Genomic DNA, 18,681 nt, shown 5'->3' on the forward strand with positions numbered 1-18,681 from the left:
TTTAGCGCTCACCCCGATTGCGGTGGTGTTCTTGTTAATGGTGGTTTTGGAAAGGTCAGCCAAGCTATCCATGAGCGTGGCTTACATCGTGACAGCTTTGCTGGCACTGTTTGTCTGGCAAGCGCCCGGCGCCGTTGTGGCAGCGGCTTCCGTCAATGGTGTGGTGACGGCCATCACCCTGCTTTTCATCGTGTTTGGTGCTGTGTTGTTGCTCAACACGCTCAAAGAAAGCGGCGCTCTGTCGGCGATTCGCCGTGGTTTCACCGATATCTCCCCTGACCGCCGCGTGCAAGTCATCATCGTGGCATGGCTGTTTGGCTCGCTGATTGAAGGCTCCTCGGGCTTCGGCACCCCGTCCGCCGTGGGCGCTCCTTTGCTGCTGGCGCTGGGCTTTCCTGCCATGGCTGCCGTGATGTCGGTGCTGGTGATCCAATCCACCCCTGTGTCCTTCGGCGCTGTGGGCACTCCCATGTTGGTCGGTGTGCGCTCTGGCATCGACAACAAAACCGATGTCGCTGAATTGCTGGCTCCCATACAGCCTTGGGACTACCTGCTGCACATCGTCAATGACGTTGCTCTGATCCATGCCTTGGTAGGCGTGGTGATCCCGCTGTTCCTGAGCGGTTTGCTCACACGCTTTTTTGGCGCGCGCCAATCCTTCACAGAAGGTTTGAAGGCTTGGAAGTTTGCGCTGTTTGCCGGTTTGGCATTCACCGTGCCTTACCTGCTGATCGCCCGTACGCTAGGCCCTGAGTTCCCATCGATGGTGGGCGCCATGATCGGCCTGTTCATCGTGGTGACCGCTGCGAAGAAGGGCTTGTTCCTGCCCAAGGAAACCTTTGACTTCCCTCCTCGCGCTCAGTGGGAGAAGAACTGGCTGGGTACTTTGGCCGACACCGACGACAGTGCGGCAGCCACTGCCCCCAAGTTTTCGGTACTGCGTGCCTTCTCTCCCTATGTGCTGGTGATTGCGCTGCTGATCTTGACTCGCACCGTGGCTCCCCTGAAGGCCTTCTTGACTGGCCCCATGACCACGCTGCGTTTCTCTGAGTTGTTTGGCACCAAGATCGCTGCAACTGCACAGTTCTTGTACTCGCCCGGCTTCATCCTGATCTTGGCCTCTTTGGCGTGTATCTTCATCTTCGGCATGAAGCAAGGTCAGTACGGTCGCGCGGTGAAGTCTTCCGCTTCTACCATGGTGGACGCAGCCCCTGCCCTGCTGCTGGCTGTGCCCATGGTGCAAGTGTTTGTGAACTCTGGCTCGGCCGACGGCTCGATGGTCAGCATGCCTGTGATGCTGGCGCAAGGCGCAGCAGCTTTGGCAGGCAGTGCTTGGCCTAACGTATCACCATGGGTGGGTAGCTTGGGTGCGTTCATCGCAGGCTCGAACACCGTCAGCAACATGATGTTTGCTTACTTCCAGTTCTCGACTGCCCAGCAAATTGGCCTGAATCTGGACCAATCTGCCATCGTGGTGGCACTGCAAGCCGTAGGCGGCGCTGCAGGCAACATGATCTGCGTGCACAACGTGGTGGCAGCTGGCGCTGTGGTGGGTCTGATGAACCGCGAAGGCGAAGTGATTCGCAAGACCTTGGTGCCCATGACTTACTACTGCGTGCAAGCTGGTCTGATTGGCCAAGCGCTGATCACAGGCAACGTGCTGTGGTGGGCTGCTGCTGCGGCTTGGCTGGTCATCGTGTTTGGCGTGTTGGGCGCATCCAAGGGCAAGCCTTTGGCTGCTGCCCACTAAAGAGCAGCCTCGGCGCTCGAACAAGGTCACTCATTTCGCCGCTGTGCAAGCTCTTGTGTGAAGCCACTCCTATGCGAATTTCTGATCAGATCGCCGAGCAGCTGTATCAACTGGTGCAACAGCGTCAGTTGCAACCCGGCCAGCGTTTGCCCGCAGAGCGGCAGCTGGCCGAAGAAATGAAGGTTTCACGCACCGCGCTGCGTGAAGCCATCCAAAAGCTCTCAAGCCAGGGTATTTTGGTCAGCCGTGCTGGGGCTGGCACCTTTGTGCAAACCACAGTTCCTCACCCCATAGGCGGCACCTTACAAGCGATCTCGGCACTAGAGCCCTTGATCCGCACAGATGCGCAGTACCTGTATGACGTGCTGGAGACGCGAGAGAGCCTGGAAGTGAGCACTGCATGGTATGCCGCACAACGCGCGACCGATGAAGACAAGCAGCGCCTGCAACGCCGTTTTGATGAACTGCTGCATTACCAAAGCATCCAAGACACTGAAAGCGCTGCCCGTGCAGATGCACGCTTTCATTTGTGCATAGCCCAGGCTTCGCACAACGCCGTGATTGTGCAGGTCATGGGCAGCTTGTTTGAGCTGGTGCTGGGCACCGTGGCTGAAAACCGCCAACGCATGTTTGCGCAAGACAGCAGCGATGTTTTGGAGCACCTCACCCAGCATCACTACGACCTCATGCAAGCCATCCTCGCCGGTGAAGCCCAGCAAGCACGCAGTGTGATGCTGGTACACCTGAATTTTGTGCGCGACAAGCTCATGCAAGCCGATGCAGATGCCGCACGGCAGCAGCGCTTGAATCGCCTGTCACTTCCCCATTAGAGCCATTGTCATGATCATCTCTTCGACCACCGACTACCGCGCCGCAGCCCAAAAGCGCCTGCCGCCTTTTTTGTTTCACTACATCGACGGCGGTGCTTACGCTGAAAAAACGCTGGCACGCAATGTGGATGACTTGGCGGACGTGGCATTGCGCCAGCGCGTGCTCAAAGACATGAGCCAGCTAGACACCAGCATTGAGCTGTTTGGCGAAAAGCTGGCCCTGCCCGTGGCGCTCTCGCCCGTGGGTTTGACGGGCATGTACGCCCGCCGCGGTGAAGTGCAAGCCGCCACGGCAGCGGATGCCAAGGGCATTCCGTTCACCATGTCCAGCGTCTCGGTCTGCCCGATTGAAGAAGTGGCGCCCAAGCTAGGCCGCCCCATGTGGTTTCAGCTGTACGTGCTCAAAGACCGCGGCTTTATGAAAAACGCCTTGGAGCGTGCGCAGGCAGCGGGCGTCTCGACCTTGGTGTTCACCGTCGATATGCCGGTGCCCGGCGCGCGCTACCGCGATGCGCATTCGGGCATGAGCGGCCCCAACGCTGCCATGCGCCGCTACCTGCAATCGGTCACGCACCCGCAGTGGGCTTTGGATGTGGGCCTGCTGGGCCGCCCCCACACGCTGGGCAATATCTCGACCTATCTGAGTAAAAACGTGAGCCTCGAAGACTACATGGGCTATCTGGGCGCGAACTTTGACCCTTCCATTTCTTGGAAAGACTTGGAGTGGATTCGCGACTTCTGGAAAGGGCCCATGGTCATCAAAGGCATTCTCGACCCTGAAGACGCCAAAGACGCGGTGCGCTTTGGCGCGGACGGCATCATCGTCTCCAACCACGGCGGCCGCCAGCTCGATGGCGTTCTATCCTCGGCCCGCGCGCTGCCAGCGATTGCCGATGCGGTCAAAGGCCAGATCAAAATCTTGGCGGACTCCGGCATTCGCAATGGTTTGGACATCGTGCGCATGCTGGCCTTGGGGGCAGACTGCACCATGATTGGCCGCGCCTACATCTACGCCTTGGCAGCAGAAGGCGGCGCTGGCGTGACCAACCTGTTAAACCTGCTGGAAAAAGAAATGCGCGTGGCCATGACGCTGACCAGTGTGAAAAACGTGGCTGAAATTACTGGCGACCTGTTGGTGCGCGAGGGCTAACAAGCTGCAGCCTTTACGGTGCTGCACGGGCTGCAGCACCGCGCACTTCCAGTTCTACGCTGTCAAGCACGCGGCCTGCAGCATCTTGCAACTCCAAACGATGCCGCCCCGGCCACGGCAACCAATCGACGGAGTTGCCGCGCCCAATCTCTTGGCGCGCAGGCTGCGGCTGGCGCGTCACCAGCACCCAACGCACACGTTGGCTCCCCGTCTGCGGTGCTTGGGCAGCGCCCAACCAACGCAGCTGCAATGGCACGCGCTGGTGCTGCGGTGGAATGTCTGGGTCCAGCGCCAAAATCGTGCCGCTCACAGGTTGCGTGATCTGCGCGCGCAAGAGGCTACTATCTTTTTTAATAGCTGCTCTGGCTGACACATGCTGGTTTTCAGCTACAAAACCATTTGAATTCCTTGATGATGCAGCGCTAGCAGCTTTTTTATTAATAGCAAATACCGACTGCTGTGTACCGTCAATGAACCACTCTTGGCGCGCTGGCTCCAGTGCTTGGGCATGGCTGTCACTGACAAAACGCACCGCTTCGCGGCGCACGCTTTGCGGCGCTTGAGGCGCGTGGCTGCCCTGCTTGGCATGCAGCCCGGCCATGATGTCGGCCCAAATGGGCGCTGCGCCGCTGCTGCCACTCACGCCATGCATGGCTGCGCCCGAGGCATTGCCCACCCACACGCCCACCGTGTAGCGCTGCGACCAACCTACCGCCCAGTTGTCGCGCATATCCTTGCTGGTGCCCGTCTTCACGGCAGTCCAAAAGCGTGTTGCCAGCACACTGTCCAGCCCAAACGTCGGCGCGCGTGCGTGCGGGTCCGACAAGATATCGGCGACGATAAATGCTGCTTGTGGCGACACAGCTTTCACCGCTGGTGCCTGCGTACCCAGCCCTTGCAACGCTGGCGCTACCGCAGAAAACTGCCCGCCATTGGCCAGCGCCCGGTAGGCATTGGTCAGGTGCAACAGCGGCACCTCGGCACTGCCCAGCGCCAAGCTGTAGCCATAAAAACCCGCGCTCTCACGCAGCGGCAGCCCCAGCGCTTGCAGTTGCTCAAAGAAAGCATCGGGCGTCACCATCACCAGCGTGCGCACGGCCGGCACATTCAACGACGATGCCAGCGCCATGCGCACCGACACCCAGCCCTTGAAGCGCCGGTCATAGTTCTGCGGGATGTACAGCCCAGCGCCTGTCGCAATCTGGGCTGCCGAGTCTTCCAGCAAGGACGCGGCGGTCAGGCGCTGCTCATCGAGCGCCTGTGCGTACAGAAAGGGCTTGAGCGTTGAGCCAGGCTGACGCCAGGCCAGTACACCATCGACTTCCATTGCCTGACTCAGGCCGCCCGAAGAGCCCACCCATGCCAGCACTTCGCCACTGCGGTTGTCCAGCACCACCGCCGCTGCATCTTCCACATTGCGGCCCTGCAGCTCACGCAGATGGCGCTGCACACTCTCCAGCGCCAGGCTCTGTACCGCGGCACTGACGGTGGTGCGCATGCCCGATGCGGGCTGCGGCGCTGCTGAATCACGCGCCGCCCAGACGCGCTGCGCCCAGTGTGGAGCCATGCCTTCGCTGGCAGGCCAGCGCCTGGCCTGCAGCAGCTGTGGTGTGCGCCACTGCAAGGCGGCACAGTCTGCCTGAGACACGATCAGCTTTTGCGTCACCAGCTCCTGCCACACCTGGCAGGCACGCTGTGCCACCACCTGTGCACTGGCATTGGGGCCTCGCACCAGTGCTGCGGCGATGGACGCTTCCATGGCATCCAGCCCATGCACGGCCTTGCCAAACAGGGTACGACTCAGCGCATCAATTCCCACCAGCTCACCACGAAACGGCAGCAGATTGAGATAGGCCTCCAGAATTTCATCCTTGCGCCACTGGCGCTCCAGCTGCGTGGCTCCCCAGGCCTGGCTGATTTTTTGTCCTACGCTGCGCCCTTGATTGCGCGCACGCAAGTCCTCTTGCAGCAGCCCGACCAGCTGCATGGTGATGGTGCTCGCCCCCCGCGTTTTCTGGTGCCAGACATTGGCCCACGCAGCAGCGGATACCGACTTCCAGTCCACCCCGCTGTGGGCATAAAAACGCTGGTCTTCACTCACCAGCAGTGCCAACAGCAAGGCTGGAGATACATCCTGGAGTGCGATCCACTGTCCACGGCGCACACTGAAGTCCGTGCGCTGTCGCTGCAGCACCTCGCCTTCTCGCGAAAGAAACAGTGTTTCGGAGGACTGATGGCTGCTGCGAACCTCTTGGAACGATGGCAGCGCACTCACCAGCAAAGGCCAGCACAGGCCAATGACCAGAGCAAGGCGGCGCATTGCCATCCCCCCCATTCAGCCGCCGATCACCACGCGAATAGGCTGATGGTCCGAAGCCTGTGTCTGCGTATCGACCTGCATGCTGCGAATCTGGCTGCGCAGGCTGTCGCTGAGCCAGACAAAATCACAGGCCATGGGCTCAGGCGCATACGTGTTGTCATACACACCAAAAGTCGGTGCATGAGGCTGCTGCGCATGCAGCACCGTCCATGCATCGTGCCAGCGTGCGCCCACCACGCGCTCCGGCCAGCCTGCTTCCAGACACTCCATGGGCTGCGCCTTGGCCATGAGCGCTTCGTATTCAGCTTGCCCCACCCCAAAGTTAAAGTCGCCGCACAGTACGGCATGACCGGTATGCGCCTTGGCCTGATAGGGCGAGCCATCCTGCGCAAACTGCGGCTGGGAATAAGTGTGTGACAGCGCTTCAAAATGCATGCGTCGCAGGTAGCGAGCCTGAGCCAGACGCTGGCACTGCGAGTGGTATTCCAGATGCGTGGTCATCACACGCACCGGGCCAAGTTTGGGGTCTTGTACGGTCACCACCGTGCACATGCGCGGCATGCTGCGAATGTTTTCGTCCGCGGGATATGGCAGAGGATAGTGCTGCACCTGCAGTACGGGCAACTGCGTAGCAATCAGATTGCCGAACTGCTGCTCGCCTGCGGCAGTCCACTCATGTACAGAGGGACCAAAGCAGAACGACCAGCCGGGCAGCAAGTCCTGCAACTGCTGCAGCTGGTGCTCAGGACCGCCTTGCAGCTTGGGGTAGTTGACAGCTATCTCCTGCAAGCACAGCACATCAAACGCACCCATTGCCTGTGCGGTTTGCACAATACGCTCTGGGCTGACGACTCCGTCCACTCCACAGCACCATTGCGTATTCCATGTGACCAGTTGCATGAAAAGAGCCTTCTAGAAAAGATTCCTACAGAGCATCAGTAATTTCTGACAAGAGCGCCAAAGATAGCGGCTCTTTTGCGCAATCCCAAGTGTTAAGCCTTTATCTGCATAATTTTTCACAATTTACCTACAGGCTCTAAATATAGAGCCACCAACCCTCACATAATCAAAAGTTTGCCTGCATCTTCAGCAAGCACCAAATATTGCTGAAGTGCAAACATTTGCACACAAGCTTACTGTGCGTCCTCAACTTTCCAGCGTGCATTGGGCAACTCGCCAAACATCTCCGGGGCATACAGCGCTTCTGCACGCGTAGGCGGCAGCACAAAATCGCCCGCATTATTCAGACGCATGGTGTATTGCACCACTGTCGTGCCTTGTGGCAGATAGTCCCAGTACACGCGATAGCCATCCTGCGCACGCTCCACAAATGTGGGACTCACCCCTTGCCCATCGCTGCGTTCCTGCGCCTGCAATGCGATGGCGGAATCCCGCCCCAGGCCACCGCCCAGAATGCTGGCTCCTGCCGGGATGGGGTCATTGAGCACCACCCAGGTCATGTCAGCGCTGGCCTGCAGCTCCAGGCGTACATGCACGATATCGCCGCGCTGCCAGCGCCCTGCTTGCGCCCCCGGCCCCGCCGTCAAAGTCTTGCGGATGGCATAGCCCGCCTGCACAGGCTGTGTGCGAGGAACAGCCGCTACAGACTGGAAAGCCATCCAAGGCTGACCTGCCCCACGGTGCTGCACGCTCAATGACGCGGTGCGTCCTTCACCCCACGGAAAGAACAGACTGCGCTGCGGCTCTATGGGCTGCTGCAGTGCACTGCTACTGGCAGATCCCTCCTGCGTGGACACCTCTGCCCAGTGCACGGTCTGTGTTGCAGTTTCCAGCAATGCCGTGGTGTTACCAGTCACGGCATCACGCTCATAGCGCTGCGAGAACTGCCGCAATGCCAACCCTGCCCAGGTGTTGGCCACCGTGGTCTGCCAGCTGCCCTGTTTTTGGCGTGCCAGCAGGCCTGTGACCAGACGTGCCCGCTCGGCCGCCCACTCCGGCTCCTCCATGGTGGTCAGCAGCAGCCTGGCCACATTCACATCCGTGCCCTGCATCAGCCACCACCAGTGGTCGCTGGCATCAGTGCGAAAACCTACTTGTGAGCCGGTATAGAAAAGGCGCGTCTTGAGCACCTGCTGCGCTTGCGCCAGATGCTCTGCCTGTCCGGGCAATTGCGGCATGCGCTGCAGGATGCGCAGCCAGTCAATCACCGCATGGGTCGGCCAGTCCTGAGGGGCAATACGGATGCTCTCCAGCATGGCAGGGCGGGCCTTGCCGCTGTCAGCCAGTGCGGCAATGGCGGCGAGCTTGCGTACATCCAGATCCTGACGCGGGCTCCAGAAATCGCGCTCAATACGGCCTTGCACAAAAGCCACCAGCCCAGCCTCCATACGGTCTCGCTCGGCCTGCGGCAACTGGAACCGCGGGTCTATGGACTGCAGACTGCGATCCACTGCCAGCAAGTAGGCGGTGAGACTGTCGCTACCCCGCGCCTGATGCGCACGCTGCGGCGGGAAGTACATGGCCAGCCCGTCATCGTCCAGATAGGTGGGCAGCGCAGCCATGGTGCGCTCCCACAGCGCCATATCCCCCAGACCAATGGCCTTGCCCACGGTCTGCTCCAGACACACATAGGGGTAAGCTGCCCACCAGTCACGCAAACCGGGCACGCCCTGCACAGGGTCGGCCAGCTTGTCGCTGAAGGTCAGGCGCACGCCACCCTGCCTGGGCAGTGCCTCTCTGGGCCACTCGAGCTGCTGCATCCAGTGCCCGTCAATCTGCACCAACGCCGCCTGTTGCACTCCCAGCGGCACGGCAGGCAACAGACGCAGGCTCAGGGCCAGGCTGTCCTGTGCACCAGAGACGGTATCTCTGGCATCCAGCTGCCACGACCATTCACCCTGCGCAGCCTGCTCCAGCAGCGTAGGCACGGTCACTTCCCAGTTCAGCGCACGCGCTGCATGCGGGGGAATCTCCACCGTCTGTTCCGTCAGGCTCACGCCTGTGGCCTTGGGCTGCAGCTGCACACGCATGAGGGCGTCCGTGCTGTTGCGCAGCGTCAACATGGCCTGGAACTGATCGCCCTCGCGCACCACAGGCGGCAGACCGCTGATGAGCTGCAGATCCTGGGTGGTTGCAATGTCTACACTGCCGGTGCCAAAGCGTTGCACACCGTCATCCGCCACGGCCACGATGGTGAAACTGCTCAGTGCGTCATTGAGCGGTACCTCGATCTCTGCTCGCCCCTGGGCATCAAGCTGCACACGCGGCTGCCACAGCAGCAAGGTGTCCAGCAGCTCACGCGTAGGAGCACCAACCCCACCACCACCGCCCGGCGCTGCCGCCTTGCGCCCGTAGTGGCGACGGCCCACCACTTCCATCTGCGCAGTGGCCGTTTCCACGCCCCAGTCGCGGCGCTGCCACATGGCATCACGCAGCTGCCAGCTCAGATTGGGCGACAGTTCCAGCAAAGCCTTGTCCACCGCCGCCACCGCCACTTCGGCATGGGCAGCCGGAGACCCATCAGGCAGCGTGGCACGGATGGTGACCTTGGCCTTGTCCCGGATCTGGTAGCGCGGCTTGTCTGCTTCTACGCTGACCGCCAGCTGCTGCGACTTGTCTTGCACCTGCAGCTCTGCCACGCCAAAGCGGAACGAGGGCTTGCTCAAGTCCACCATGGCCGTAGGCGCCACATATTCCTTGCCGCCATGCCAGAAAGCATTCCACCACTGGCGCGGTGCCTTGTAGCCCCAGGTGAAGAAGCTGTACCACGGCACTTCATAGAGCCGCCCACGCAGCGCCAGCACACTCACATAGACGTTTGGCCCCCAGCCAGGCTGCACTTTCAGCTCGATGGTGGGGTCCTTGCCCTGCAGCTGCACCACTTCCGTGTGCAGCACGCCTTCGCGCTCCACGCTCACCAGCGCCGTAGCTTCACGGAAAGGCATGCGCACCTGCAGCCTGGCGATGTCGCCCGGTGCATAGCTGGGCTTTTCTGCCAGCACATCCATGCGGTCATGGTCCTGACCACCAAACCACAGCTCGCCCTGGCCAGTCACCCAGACCGTGTCGGCCGCCTGCGATGTACGGCCCTTGCTGTCTTCGGCAGAGACAATCAGCTCGACCTCTCCAGCCTCCAGCACCTGCACTTCGCACAGCAACAGGCCGCGCGCATCGCTCTTGCCGCTGCACACCTGGCCCAGCGATTTGCTGCTGCGCTGGTTGTCATAGCTGTAAAAACCGCCTACCAGGCGCTTGCGTGTGCTGGTGGTGGTGTGGTGAATCGCCTCCACCTTCAGTGGCACATGGGCCTGCGGATTGCCAGCCACGTCCACGGCCAGCGCCTGCATGCGCATCTTGCGTCCCACAGACATCCAGCCCTCCGTGCGCAAGCCTGCCACCACCGCCGCAGGCCAGACGGTGTGCGTGCTGCGCAGGGTCTGAATTTCACCGTTAGGATCCGAAAAACTCGCCTCCAGCAGCAATTGCTGTGCGGCTTTGATGGCGGGAAAGTGCTGCAGCACCACCTGGCCCTGCCCCTGCTTGTCCAGCGTCAGTGGCAGCTTGTCGGCAATCAGGCGGGAGCTGTCGCTGGCAGCTTCTGCCTCACGGTCTGCCTGCTCGGGTGCACGCGGTGCGCTGAAGCTGTAGCCACTCCAGCGTGCAAAGGACACGTCCTGCGTGCGCAGCAAGGCACTGAGCTGCACCGGCGTACCGCTGGCTGCACCGCCGTTGATAAAGCTCAGGTGCACATCCACAGCGAGCTGCTGCGGTGCAATCAATGCACCCTTGCTGAGCGGCTGCACGCTGCCCTGGAACACGGGCAGGCGGAAAGCCTCTACGCGGAAGCTGCCGGACTGCTGCACACGCTGGCCGCCATCGGCCGACTCAGGCCAGCGCAGCTCCACCGTGTACTGTCCCAGCTTCGCCGCAGGCGGTACGTCAAAACTGCTGGTGGCATTGCGGCCACCGTTGTGGGTATCGCTCCACTGCAGGCGCTGTCTGTACTGCTGGTTGCTGCCCACGTGGGTGATCAGCACTTCCACCGGCCAGTCTTCAGGGAGCGCCAGCCCCTGCAAAGTCTGGGCACGCACAAAATGCTTCATGGACACGGTCTCGCCCGCACGCACCAGATTGCGGTCCAGCACGGTGTGTGCCACCAGCTCCGGCCCACTGCCCCAGGATGTGGGCAGATTGAAGCGCCAGGGCTCAATGCCACGCTGCCAGTCGCTCCACACAAAAGCCACATCCTGCACGCCGTCGTCAGTATGGCGCGCGCTCACAAACCACTGGCCGCTGCCTTCATGGCCATCACAGCGCGGCGCTTCCTTGTCCAGATTGGGCAACAGCAGCACACCATCAGCACCCGTGATGCCAGAAGCGTGCACACGCCCTCTGCAGTCCGACACCTGTACTTTGGCACCTGCCACAGGCTGGCCTTTGTCCAGCGACGTCACCCACACGGCCGAACCTTCGCGCCCGAGCTTCAGATGCACCGCCAGATTGGTCACCAGCGCAGAGGTACGTACAAACATGCTGCGTGGCGAGCCCAGTCGCTCGTCCAGCAGCGCTGCCCCCAGCCGGGGAGACTCAGCCTCCACCACATAAAAGCCCGGCGCAGCCAGCGGAATGCCTACCACCTCAAAAGGACGTGGATCACCAGCATCCGCCCTGGGCAGCTGCTGATCCTGAACCTGAGGCTTGCCTTTGAGCAGCGACAGCATGCGCGTTTCCACGGAACTGCTGTCCTGCTCCAGCCGGGGTGGCAGTGCCGCGGACAGTTCTCGCTGCGCCTGCTTGCGGCCGATCCAGCCACGGTCATAGCGCTGCACCAGATCCCACCAGTGGATGATGTCGGCGTCACTCTCCAGCCGCAATGTGCGCAGCTTTGCCTTGCCATCCTGCGCCTGATGCTGACCGTCCATGGCCTCCACCTTGCGCACGGTCACGGGCAAGACCGCCACGCCATCCTCACCCTCGGCAAAGCGCTCCAGCACACCGAAGGGGGCTGCAGCAAATTTGAACAGTGGCGGTGTGTCACCCATCTTTACCTGCAAGGGGAAAGAAGCCGCATTGGCCAGGCGCCGCTGCGCGTCGTCCTCCAGGTCTGCAGGAAGCACCAACTGGTAGGTGGCCAAAGGCACAAAAGGCTGCTTGAAGCGCAGTTCGCTGACGGCGTCTGTCGTCTCCTGCGTCAGGTCTGGTGCGATCTTTTTGCCATCGTGCTGCAGATACACCTGCGCTGCCTGCGCCTTGGGCACGGGGGCAGTGAAAGACAGCAGCACATCGCGAACAGGCAGACAGCCCGCATTCGCACGCTCGCGCTGGCATTGCAGCTGGGCGGTAAAGGCTTCGCGCACCTGGAAGTCAAAGGTCTGCGTGCTGCCATTGCGCACGCCATTGGCCATGGCCACACCTTCGCCGTAGACCAGCTGCATGTCCGTGCCTGCCGTCAGGCGGCGGTTGCAGCTCAGTGCGATGTAGTGGCCGCGCTCCTCGATCTGCAGCGCCTGAAGCAGCTGCTGGGTCTGCGCGGCATCCTGCACCCGCACGGGGATGCGCTCGCCCACATCCTGCGCGCGGCAGTAGACATGCTGCTGCAGGCTTTCTGTCGTCGGCTGACCATTGAGCTGCAGCACAAAGGTCTGCACCTCATCAATGGCGGCATATGTGCCAGGCCAGGTGTTGAGCACCGCAGGCCCAGGCACAAAAAACTGATAGCTGCCAGCGCCCGTCAATGCTGCGCCAGAGGGCAATTTAAAGCCTGAATTACGCGCTACGGTACAGCGCGAACCCGCAGGCAGCGGCTGCGCAAACTGCCAGACCCACTCCCGCGCATCATTCCAGCGGCCACTGCCTTGGGCAGCAGCTTCTGGCGTGCACTGGATCTGCACGGGCGCGGTGGCTTGCGGGTTGCCCAGGCGCACGGCATCTGCACTGGTCTGTACCACCACCTGCTGCACATCCGGACTCGCCCCCTGGGGTGTCACTTGCGAGATGCTGGCTGCATGCACAGCGCAGGCTCCCACCATCCCCCCGAGACCCAGCCACCACGATCGAGATAAAGAAAACTGCGCCACGCTGCAACCTCACGTCTGATGCGAATGCCACAAGCCTAACACTGCCTGCCAGCAGGCCTGTCATCAGGCAGGCGACACCCACCGCCAGATACCGCAGGCCGCCGTGCCGGTTTCTGCGTCATTTGCGTGCGCAGCACCTACACTGCGCACGCCAGCGTCTGTCGCGCTGGCGCATGGCTTGATGTTTTGACGCAATCGGAGGTTTTTGCATGCAGCACCATACTGGCAGTTTTTGTGACCAAGCCTGGGAACGCAATCTGCTCCTGTTCCAGGCCACACTGGATCTGCCCTTTAACCGCGAACTGGCCGCTGGCACGCTGCCGCGCGATGTCTTTCGCCACTACATGATTCAGGATGCGCACTACCTGGTGGCCTTTGGCCGTGCGCTGGCTGCCGCTGCCGCCAAGGCCGATGATGCCGACGGCGTGGTGCAGTTTGCCGCTGCTGCCCAGGAAGCCGTGGTGGCCGAACGCGAACTGCACCACAGCTTCATGCGTGAATACGCCATCACGCCCGAGGAATTTGCCAGCACGCCGCTGTCACCCACCTGCCACCACTACTGCCACTTTCTGCAGTCCGTCGCCTGGAGCCGCTCCTACCCCGTCGCACTGGCTGCCCTGCTGCCCTGCTTCTGGATTTATGCCGAAGTCGGCGTTGACCTGCAAAAGCGCACGGCCGCTGGCAACCCGTACCAGAGCTGGATTGATACCTATGGCGGCGAAGACTTCCATGCCCATGTGCACGCCGTGCGCAACACCATTGACGCTGTCGCCGCACAGGCCGATACGCGTACCCTGGCGGAAATGCATGCCGCCTACACCGATGCTGCGCGGCTGGAGTGGATGTTCTGGGACAGCGCCTACCGCATGCAGACCTGGGCCTGCTAAATAATTCATAGCTGCTAGCGCATATATATAAAGGACTTCAGATAGTTTTCTATCTGAAGTCCTTATTTTTCAAGCGCTAACAGCTATTGTTTTTTAATCGATGCTTACTGAGGCTGAAAACCACTTTCGACAATGATGCGCTTCCACACTGCCGTGTAATCACGCTCACGCTGGTGCAGCTGTGCAGGCGTCATGGGGTCGACGACCAGCCCGATGGCTTCGAGCTGCTCACGGATATGGGGTTCCTGCACGCTGTCTGCCAGCGCGTGCGCAAAGCGCTGCTGAAACGCTGCAGGCACACCCTTGGGCGCGTAAATACCGTAGTACGGCATGTCTTCCAGCCCCTTCATACCCAGTTCGGCAAAGGTAGGCACTTCGGGCAGCAGGGGCTGGCGCTTGCCGCCCAGCACGGCCAGTACGCGCACCTTGCCTTCCTTGTGGTAGTTCACAAAGTCCTGCACCGAGCCAATGCCAGCCTCGATCTGGCGGCCCAGCATGTCACCAATCATGGGGCCACTGCCCTTGTAAGGCGCAGAGATCAGATCCAGCTGGTAACGCTGCGCCAGCTGCTTGACCAGAAACTCGGGCGTCGATGCAGGTGCAGGAATGCCCACGGCGCTGCGGCCCTCCGCGTCTTTGCGCACCCATTGCAGATACTCCTCAAAGGTCTTGGCGGGGTGCATGCCGGAGACGGCAAAGGTGTTCACGAACGAGGCAAAACCGCCCATGGGCGTGAAGTCCTGCTCGGGGTCAAAACCTGCATGGCGCACCACCTGCGGCAGGATGGAAATGCTGTGGTCGTGCGTCAAAAACAGCGTCGTGCCATCGGCCGGAGAACTTTTAAGCAACTGGGCAGCAATCTGGCCACCAGCGCCTGGTTTGTTTTCGATGATGACCGTGCGGCCCAGGCGCTGGCTCAGCGGCTCCTGCAGCAGGCGCGCAATCACGTCCGTGCCACCACCGGGAGGAAAGCCCACCAGAATGCGAATCGGGCGCTCCGACGCCCACGACCAGCGCCAGCCTGCCACGCTGGCGGTAGCCAGCACTGCTGCTTGGGTGGCAGTTTGGGCGAGGAAGCGACGGCGGGAGGGATGGGTCACAAATTACTCCGGTAGTGAAATAAAGAAAAAGCCATACACGGCCATCTGCCAGCCTACCGGACGAAATGCATCGAAAAATGAATAAACACCAAGCATATGGCGATGCATCACATCGTGAACACCGCAGAAAGACAAAGAAAAAGGGACGCCGAGGCGTCCCTTGATGGCGTGCAGCACAAGCTGCCAGAAGCACTTTAGGCCAGGCGTGTGCGGTGCTTGGCCAGCTGGATACGCACCTGCGCAGGCGCAGTACCACCCAGCGTATTGCGCGCGTTCAGCGAGCCTTCCAGGCTCAGCACCTCAAACACATCGGCCTCTACATTGGGGTTGAACGATTGCAGCTCTTCCAGTGGCAGCTCGCTCAGGTCCACGCCCTTTTGGGTTGCCAGCTTCACGGCGTGCGCCACGGTTTCGTGGGCATCGCGGAAAGGCAAGCCCTTCTTGACCAGGTAGTCAGCCAGGTCGGTGGCCGTGGCATAGCCCTTGAGCGCAGCAGCGCGCATATTGGCGGCGTTGACGGTGATGCCGCCTTCCTTCTGGCCGGTGACAGGGTTGAACTGGCCGCCAATCATTTCCGCAAAGATGCGCAGGGTGTCCTTGAGCGTATCGACGGTGTCGAACAGCGGCTCTTTGTCTTCCTGGTTGTCCTTGTTGTAGGCCAACGGCTGGCCCTTCATCAGGGTGATCAGGCCCATCAGGTGACCCACCACACGGCCGGTCTTGCCGCGCGCCAGTTCAGGCACGTCGGGGTTCTTCTTCTGCGGCATGATGGACGAGCCGGTGGTGAAGCGGTCGGCAATCTTGATGAAGCCAAAGTTCTGGCTCATCCACACGATCAGCTCTTCCGACAGGCGCGAGATGTGCACCATGCACAGCGAGGCAGCCGAGGTGAATTCGATCGCAAAGTCGCGGTCGGACACACCGTCCAGCGAGTTCTGGCACACGCCTTCCATGCCCAGCGTCCTGGCTACACGCTCACGGTCCAGCGGGTAGGTGGTGCCTGCCAGCGCCGCAGAGCCCAGCGGCAGCACATTCACGCGTTTGCGCACGTCCAGCATGCGCTCGGCATCGCGCTTGAACATTTCCACATAGGCCAGCAGGTGGTGGGCAAAGCTCACGGGCTGCGCCACTTGCAGGTGGGTGAAGCCAGGCAGGATCACGTCCACGTTCTTTTCTGCCACTTCCACCAGCGACAGTTGCAGCTCCTTGAGCAGGCCTTCGATCAGGTCGATCTCATCACGCAGCCACAGGCGCACGTCGGTAGCCACCTGGTCGTTGCGGCTGCGGCCGGTGTGCAGACGCTTGCCAGCATCGCCCACCAGCTGGGTCAGGCGTGCCTCGATGTTCAGGTGCACGTCTTCCAGATCCAGCTTCCAGTCAAAGGCGCCGGATTCAATTTCCTGCTTGATCTGCGCCATGCCCTTCTGGATGGCTGCGTAGTCGTCCTGGCTGATGACGCCCTGGGCAGCCAGCATTTCAGCGTGGGCCAGAGAGCCTGTGATGTCGGCCTTCCACATGCGCTTGTCAAAAAAGACGCTGGAGGTGTAGCGCTTGACCAAGTCGCTCATGGGCTCGGAAAACAACGCAGACCATGCCTGCGCCTTGGCATCGAGTTGGTTGTGGGAAGGCTGGGTGGTGTTATCAGACATGGGAGGGCAAAATTTCCAGAAATGACAGACACCCGGAATAGCCGGATGCCCTATGCACAATCCGCAAATTCTATCGAGCCAATCCACTTTCCCCGCATCTTCCGAGCAGACGACCCCTCAGACTGCTTCAGCGCCCCCGGTGCTGATCTTCGATGCCTGCCATCTGGGCGTGGTCTTGCGCGCCGTGCTCGGGGTGGAATTGACGCTGGCCATTGCCGCCCTGTACACCAGTGCAGACGCACAGGACTGGCTGCTGCACATGGCCTGGCTCACCAGTGGCGGCCTGCCCGGCACACTCGTCTGGCTGCTGCTGGCCTGCAGCCTCAAGCGCGTGCTGCACCGCATGGATGCCCCCCTGCAATACGCCAGCGGCGTGGGGCTCGGGGTGGGGGCCGGGCTGTATGCCAGTGCCATGCTGGCCATCTCCGGCGAGATCACAGCCTTGCACTGGCTGGCCAATGCCATCGTCGGCGGCCTGTTTGCCGCCGTGCTGGTCGGCTACCTGGTGCTGCGCGCCGAAGGCAGGACTCCTGCTGCCACCACCGCGCAACTCACGGCGCTGCAGGCACACATCCGCCCACACTTTCTGTTCAACGCCCTCAACAGCGCGGTGGCGCTGGTGCGCGAACAGCCCTCCAAGGCCGAGCAGCTGCTCACCGATCTGAGCGACCTGTTTCGTGCCACCTTGCGCAATCCACGCAGCACCATTTCCCTGCAGGAAGAGATCGAGCTGGCCCAGCGCTATCTGGATATTGAGCAGGTACGGTTTGGCGACCGGCTGCAGGTGGAATGGCTGCTCGACCCGGCTGCTCTGCACGCCCGTCTGCCCCCACTTCTGCTGCAGCCCTTGGTGGAAAATGCGGTCAAACACGGGGTAGAACCCTCAGAAATTGGCACAAAAGTAACAATTTCAGCGCAGTTAACGCGAAAAAAATTCATTTTGCTCACGGTCACCAATACACTGCCCCAGGAGGAGCACCGAGGAGACAGAGCCGCCAGCCGCCTTGGCCAGGGCATGGCGCTTGCGAACGTCGAGCGGCGTTTGCGCTTGTTACATGATGTCCAGGCCACTTTCAGCGCAGGCCCCAAAGACCGTGTCTTCGAGGTCAAGATTTTGCTTCCATCCAGTTAACAGACCACTCGGAGATAAGCCATGCATGTGCTGATTGTCGATGATGAATTGTTGGCTCGAAACCGCCTGCGCGTCCTTTTGAGCGAATGTGAAGATCCCGCATCACCCTTTGTCATTGAAGAGGCTGCGAGCACCGCTCAGGCGCTGGAATTCCTGCAGCGCAGCCCCATTCCAGTAAACATTCTCTTTCTCGACGTGCAGATGCCTGGCCCCAACGGCCTGGTGCTGGCACAGACCGTGCGCAGCATGAGCAAGCCACCTGCCGTCGTCTTCGTCACTGCCCATGCCATGTATGCAGCCAACGCCTTTGAGCTGGAGGCAACGGACTACCTCACCAAGCCCGTGCGACTGGAGCGCCTGCAGCAGACGCTGGCCAAGATACGCCGCATTCGCGCACTGGAAGGGCTGGGTGATGCTACGGATCACCTGCCAGCGCTGGTCATACGCGACCGTGGCCGTGCCGAGCGCGTGCCGCTGCACCAGATCATTTATTTCAAGGCCGAACAGAAATACGTCACGGTGCGTACTGCCTCTCGCACCTACATCTACGACAACTCACTGAGCGAGCTGGAAAACCGCTTCCCCAGCCAGTTCGTGCGCATTCACCGCAATGCACTGGTGGCGCCATCACAGATGCGCGCGCTGGACAAGCACTACACCGATGACGACATGGAATGCTGGGTGCTGCGCCTGCACAGCGTGCCAGAGACGCTGCAGGTGTCGCGCCGCCAGCTCGCATCTGTGCGCCATGTGCTGCACAGCATGAGCCACTGCGCAGCAACGCCCCAGGCCGAGCCAGCCTGAGACCTGGACATAAAAAACGGCA

At 61.2% G+C, this 18,681-nt stretch carries 12 protein-coding genes; 6 read left to right on the plus strand and 6 right to left on the minus strand.

Annotation, left to right across the window (positions count from 1 at the left end):
* Positions 1-37 precede the first annotated feature (37 nt).
* From F7P80_RS01725 to lldD, 3 genes are all read left to right on the plus strand, one after another.
* On the plus strand, positions 38-1,750 hold the full coding sequence (locus tag F7P80_RS01725; protein WP_249041357.1) for an L-lactate permease: 1,713 nt from the start codon (positions 38-40) through the stop codon (positions 1,748-1,750).
* A gap of 71 nt (positions 1,751-1,821) precedes the next feature.
* Complete coding sequence (locus tag F7P80_RS01730) at positions 1,822-2,580, plus strand: FCD domain-containing protein (protein ID WP_151042309.1); 759 nt, start codon at positions 1,822-1,824, stop codon at positions 2,578-2,580.
* Positions 2,581-2,590: 10 nt separating this feature from the next.
* Entirely contained in the window at positions 2,591-3,730 is a 1,140-nt protein-coding gene (gene lldD / locus F7P80_RS01735) for an FMN-dependent L-lactate dehydrogenase LldD (RefSeq protein ID WP_054065486.1), read from the plus strand.
* A 13-nt stretch (positions 3,731-3,743) separates the two neighbouring features.
* Here lldD and pbpC read toward each other — a convergent pair whose 3' ends face one another.
* The 3 genes from pbpC to F7P80_RS01750 all read right to left on the minus strand — a co-directional run bounded on the left by pbpC (position 3,744) and on the right by F7P80_RS01750 (position 13,021).
* The gene (pbpC, locus tag F7P80_RS01740; RefSeq protein ID WP_428840845.1) at positions 3,744-6,056 is read right to left on the minus strand and encodes a penicillin-binding protein 1C; all 2,313 of its coding nucleotides are present in this window, start codon (positions 6,054-6,056) and stop codon (positions 3,744-3,746) included.
* 9 nt (positions 6,057-6,065) lie between these two features.
* Positions 6,066-6,950 carry an endonuclease/exonuclease/phosphatase family protein gene (locus F7P80_RS01745; RefSeq protein WP_151042313.1) on the minus strand — a complete coding sequence of 295 codons (885 nt, stop codon included), beginning with the start codon at positions 6,948-6,950 and terminating at the stop codon, positions 6,066-6,068.
* A 233-nt stretch (positions 6,951-7,183) separates the two neighbouring features.
* Complete coding sequence (locus F7P80_RS01750; protein ID WP_346265180.1) at positions 7,184-13,021, minus strand: alpha-2-macroglobulin family protein; 5,838 nt, start codon at positions 13,019-13,021, stop codon at positions 7,184-7,186.
* A gap of 275 nt (positions 13,022-13,296) precedes the next feature.
* On the opposite strand from F7P80_RS01750, the gene tenA reads away from it, so the two are divergent.
* Positions 13,297-13,974 carry a thiaminase II gene (tenA, locus tag F7P80_RS01755; RefSeq protein WP_151042315.1) on the plus strand — a complete coding sequence of 226 codons (678 nt, stop codon included), beginning with the start codon at positions 13,297-13,299 and terminating at the stop codon, positions 13,972-13,974.
* 104 nt (positions 13,975-14,078) lie between these two features.
* Here tenA and F7P80_RS01760 read toward each other — a convergent pair whose 3' ends face one another.
* Genes F7P80_RS01760 through argH form a run of 3 tightly spaced genes read right to left on the minus strand, consistent with a single transcriptional unit; the run spans position 14,079 to position 16,723 of the window.
* Positions 14,079-15,074 carry a Bug family tripartite tricarboxylate transporter substrate binding protein gene (locus F7P80_RS01760; RefSeq protein ID WP_151042317.1) on the minus strand — a complete coding sequence of 332 codons (996 nt, stop codon included), beginning with the start codon at positions 15,072-15,074 and terminating at the stop codon, positions 14,079-14,081.
* A gap of 3 nt (positions 15,075-15,077) precedes the next feature.
* Positions 15,078-15,251 (minus strand): hypothetical protein, encoded by a 174-nt coding sequence (locus F7P80_RS16690; protein WP_162777370.1) that lies wholly within the window; start codon positions 15,249-15,251, stop codon positions 15,078-15,080.
* 17 nt (positions 15,252-15,268) lie between these two features.
* On the minus strand, positions 15,269-16,723 hold the full coding sequence (argH, locus tag F7P80_RS01765) for an argininosuccinate lyase (RefSeq protein ID WP_054065480.1): 1,455 nt from the start codon (positions 16,721-16,723) through the stop codon (positions 15,269-15,271).
* Positions 16,724-16,775: 52 nt separating this feature from the next.
* Here argH and F7P80_RS01770 point away from each other — a divergent pair, with 52 nt between their 5' ends.
* Both F7P80_RS01770 and F7P80_RS01775 read left to right on the plus strand, forming a co-directional pair.
* Positions 16,776-17,855 (plus strand): sensor histidine kinase, encoded by a 1,080-nt coding sequence (locus F7P80_RS01770; protein ID WP_151042319.1) that lies wholly within the window; start codon positions 16,776-16,778, stop codon positions 17,853-17,855.
* Positions 17,856-17,876: 21 nt separating this feature from the next.
* Positions 17,877-18,659: a LytR/AlgR family response regulator transcription factor gene (locus F7P80_RS01775; protein ID WP_054065478.1), complete on the plus strand. Its 783-nt coding sequence runs from the start codon at positions 17,877-17,879 to the stop codon at positions 18,657-18,659.
* The last annotated feature ends 22 nt before the right edge of the window (positions 18,660-18,681 follow it).

This window comes from Comamonas kerstersii (assembly GCF_008801935.1).
Lineage (GTDB): Bacteria > Pseudomonadota > Gammaproteobacteria > Burkholderiales > Burkholderiaceae_C > Comamonas > Comamonas kerstersii.

Coding starts and splice junctions, on each gene's coding strand:
- F7P80_RS01725 (WP_249041357.1), top strand. CDS start 38: ATGGTGGTTTTGGAAAGGTCAGCCAAGCTATCCATGAGCGTGGCTTAC.
- F7P80_RS01730 (WP_151042309.1), top strand. CDS start 1,822: ATGCGAATTTCTGATCAGATCGCCGAGCAGCTGTATCAACTGGTGCAA.
- lldD (WP_054065486.1), top strand. CDS start 2,591: ATGATCATCTCTTCGACCACCGACTACCGCGCCGCAGCCCAAAAGCGC.
- pbpC (WP_428840845.1), bottom strand. CDS start 6,056: ATGGCAATGCGCCGCCTTGCTCTGGTCATTGGCCTGTGCTGGCCTTTG.
- F7P80_RS01745 (WP_151042313.1), bottom strand. CDS start 6,950: ATGCAACTGGTCACATGGAATACGCAATGGTGCTGTGGAGTGGACGGA.
- tenA (WP_151042315.1), top strand. CDS start 13,297: ATGCAGCACCATACTGGCAGTTTTTGTGACCAAGCCTGGGAACGCAAT.
- argH (WP_054065480.1), bottom strand. CDS start 16,723: ATGTCTGATAACACCACCCAGCCTTCCCACAACCAACTCGATGCCAAG.
- F7P80_RS01770 (WP_151042319.1), top strand. CDS start 16,776: ATGCACAATCCGCAAATTCTATCGAGCCAATCCACTTTCCCCGCATCT.
- F7P80_RS01775 (WP_054065478.1), top strand. CDS start 17,877: ATGCATGTGCTGATTGTCGATGATGAATTGTTGGCTCGAAACCGCCTG.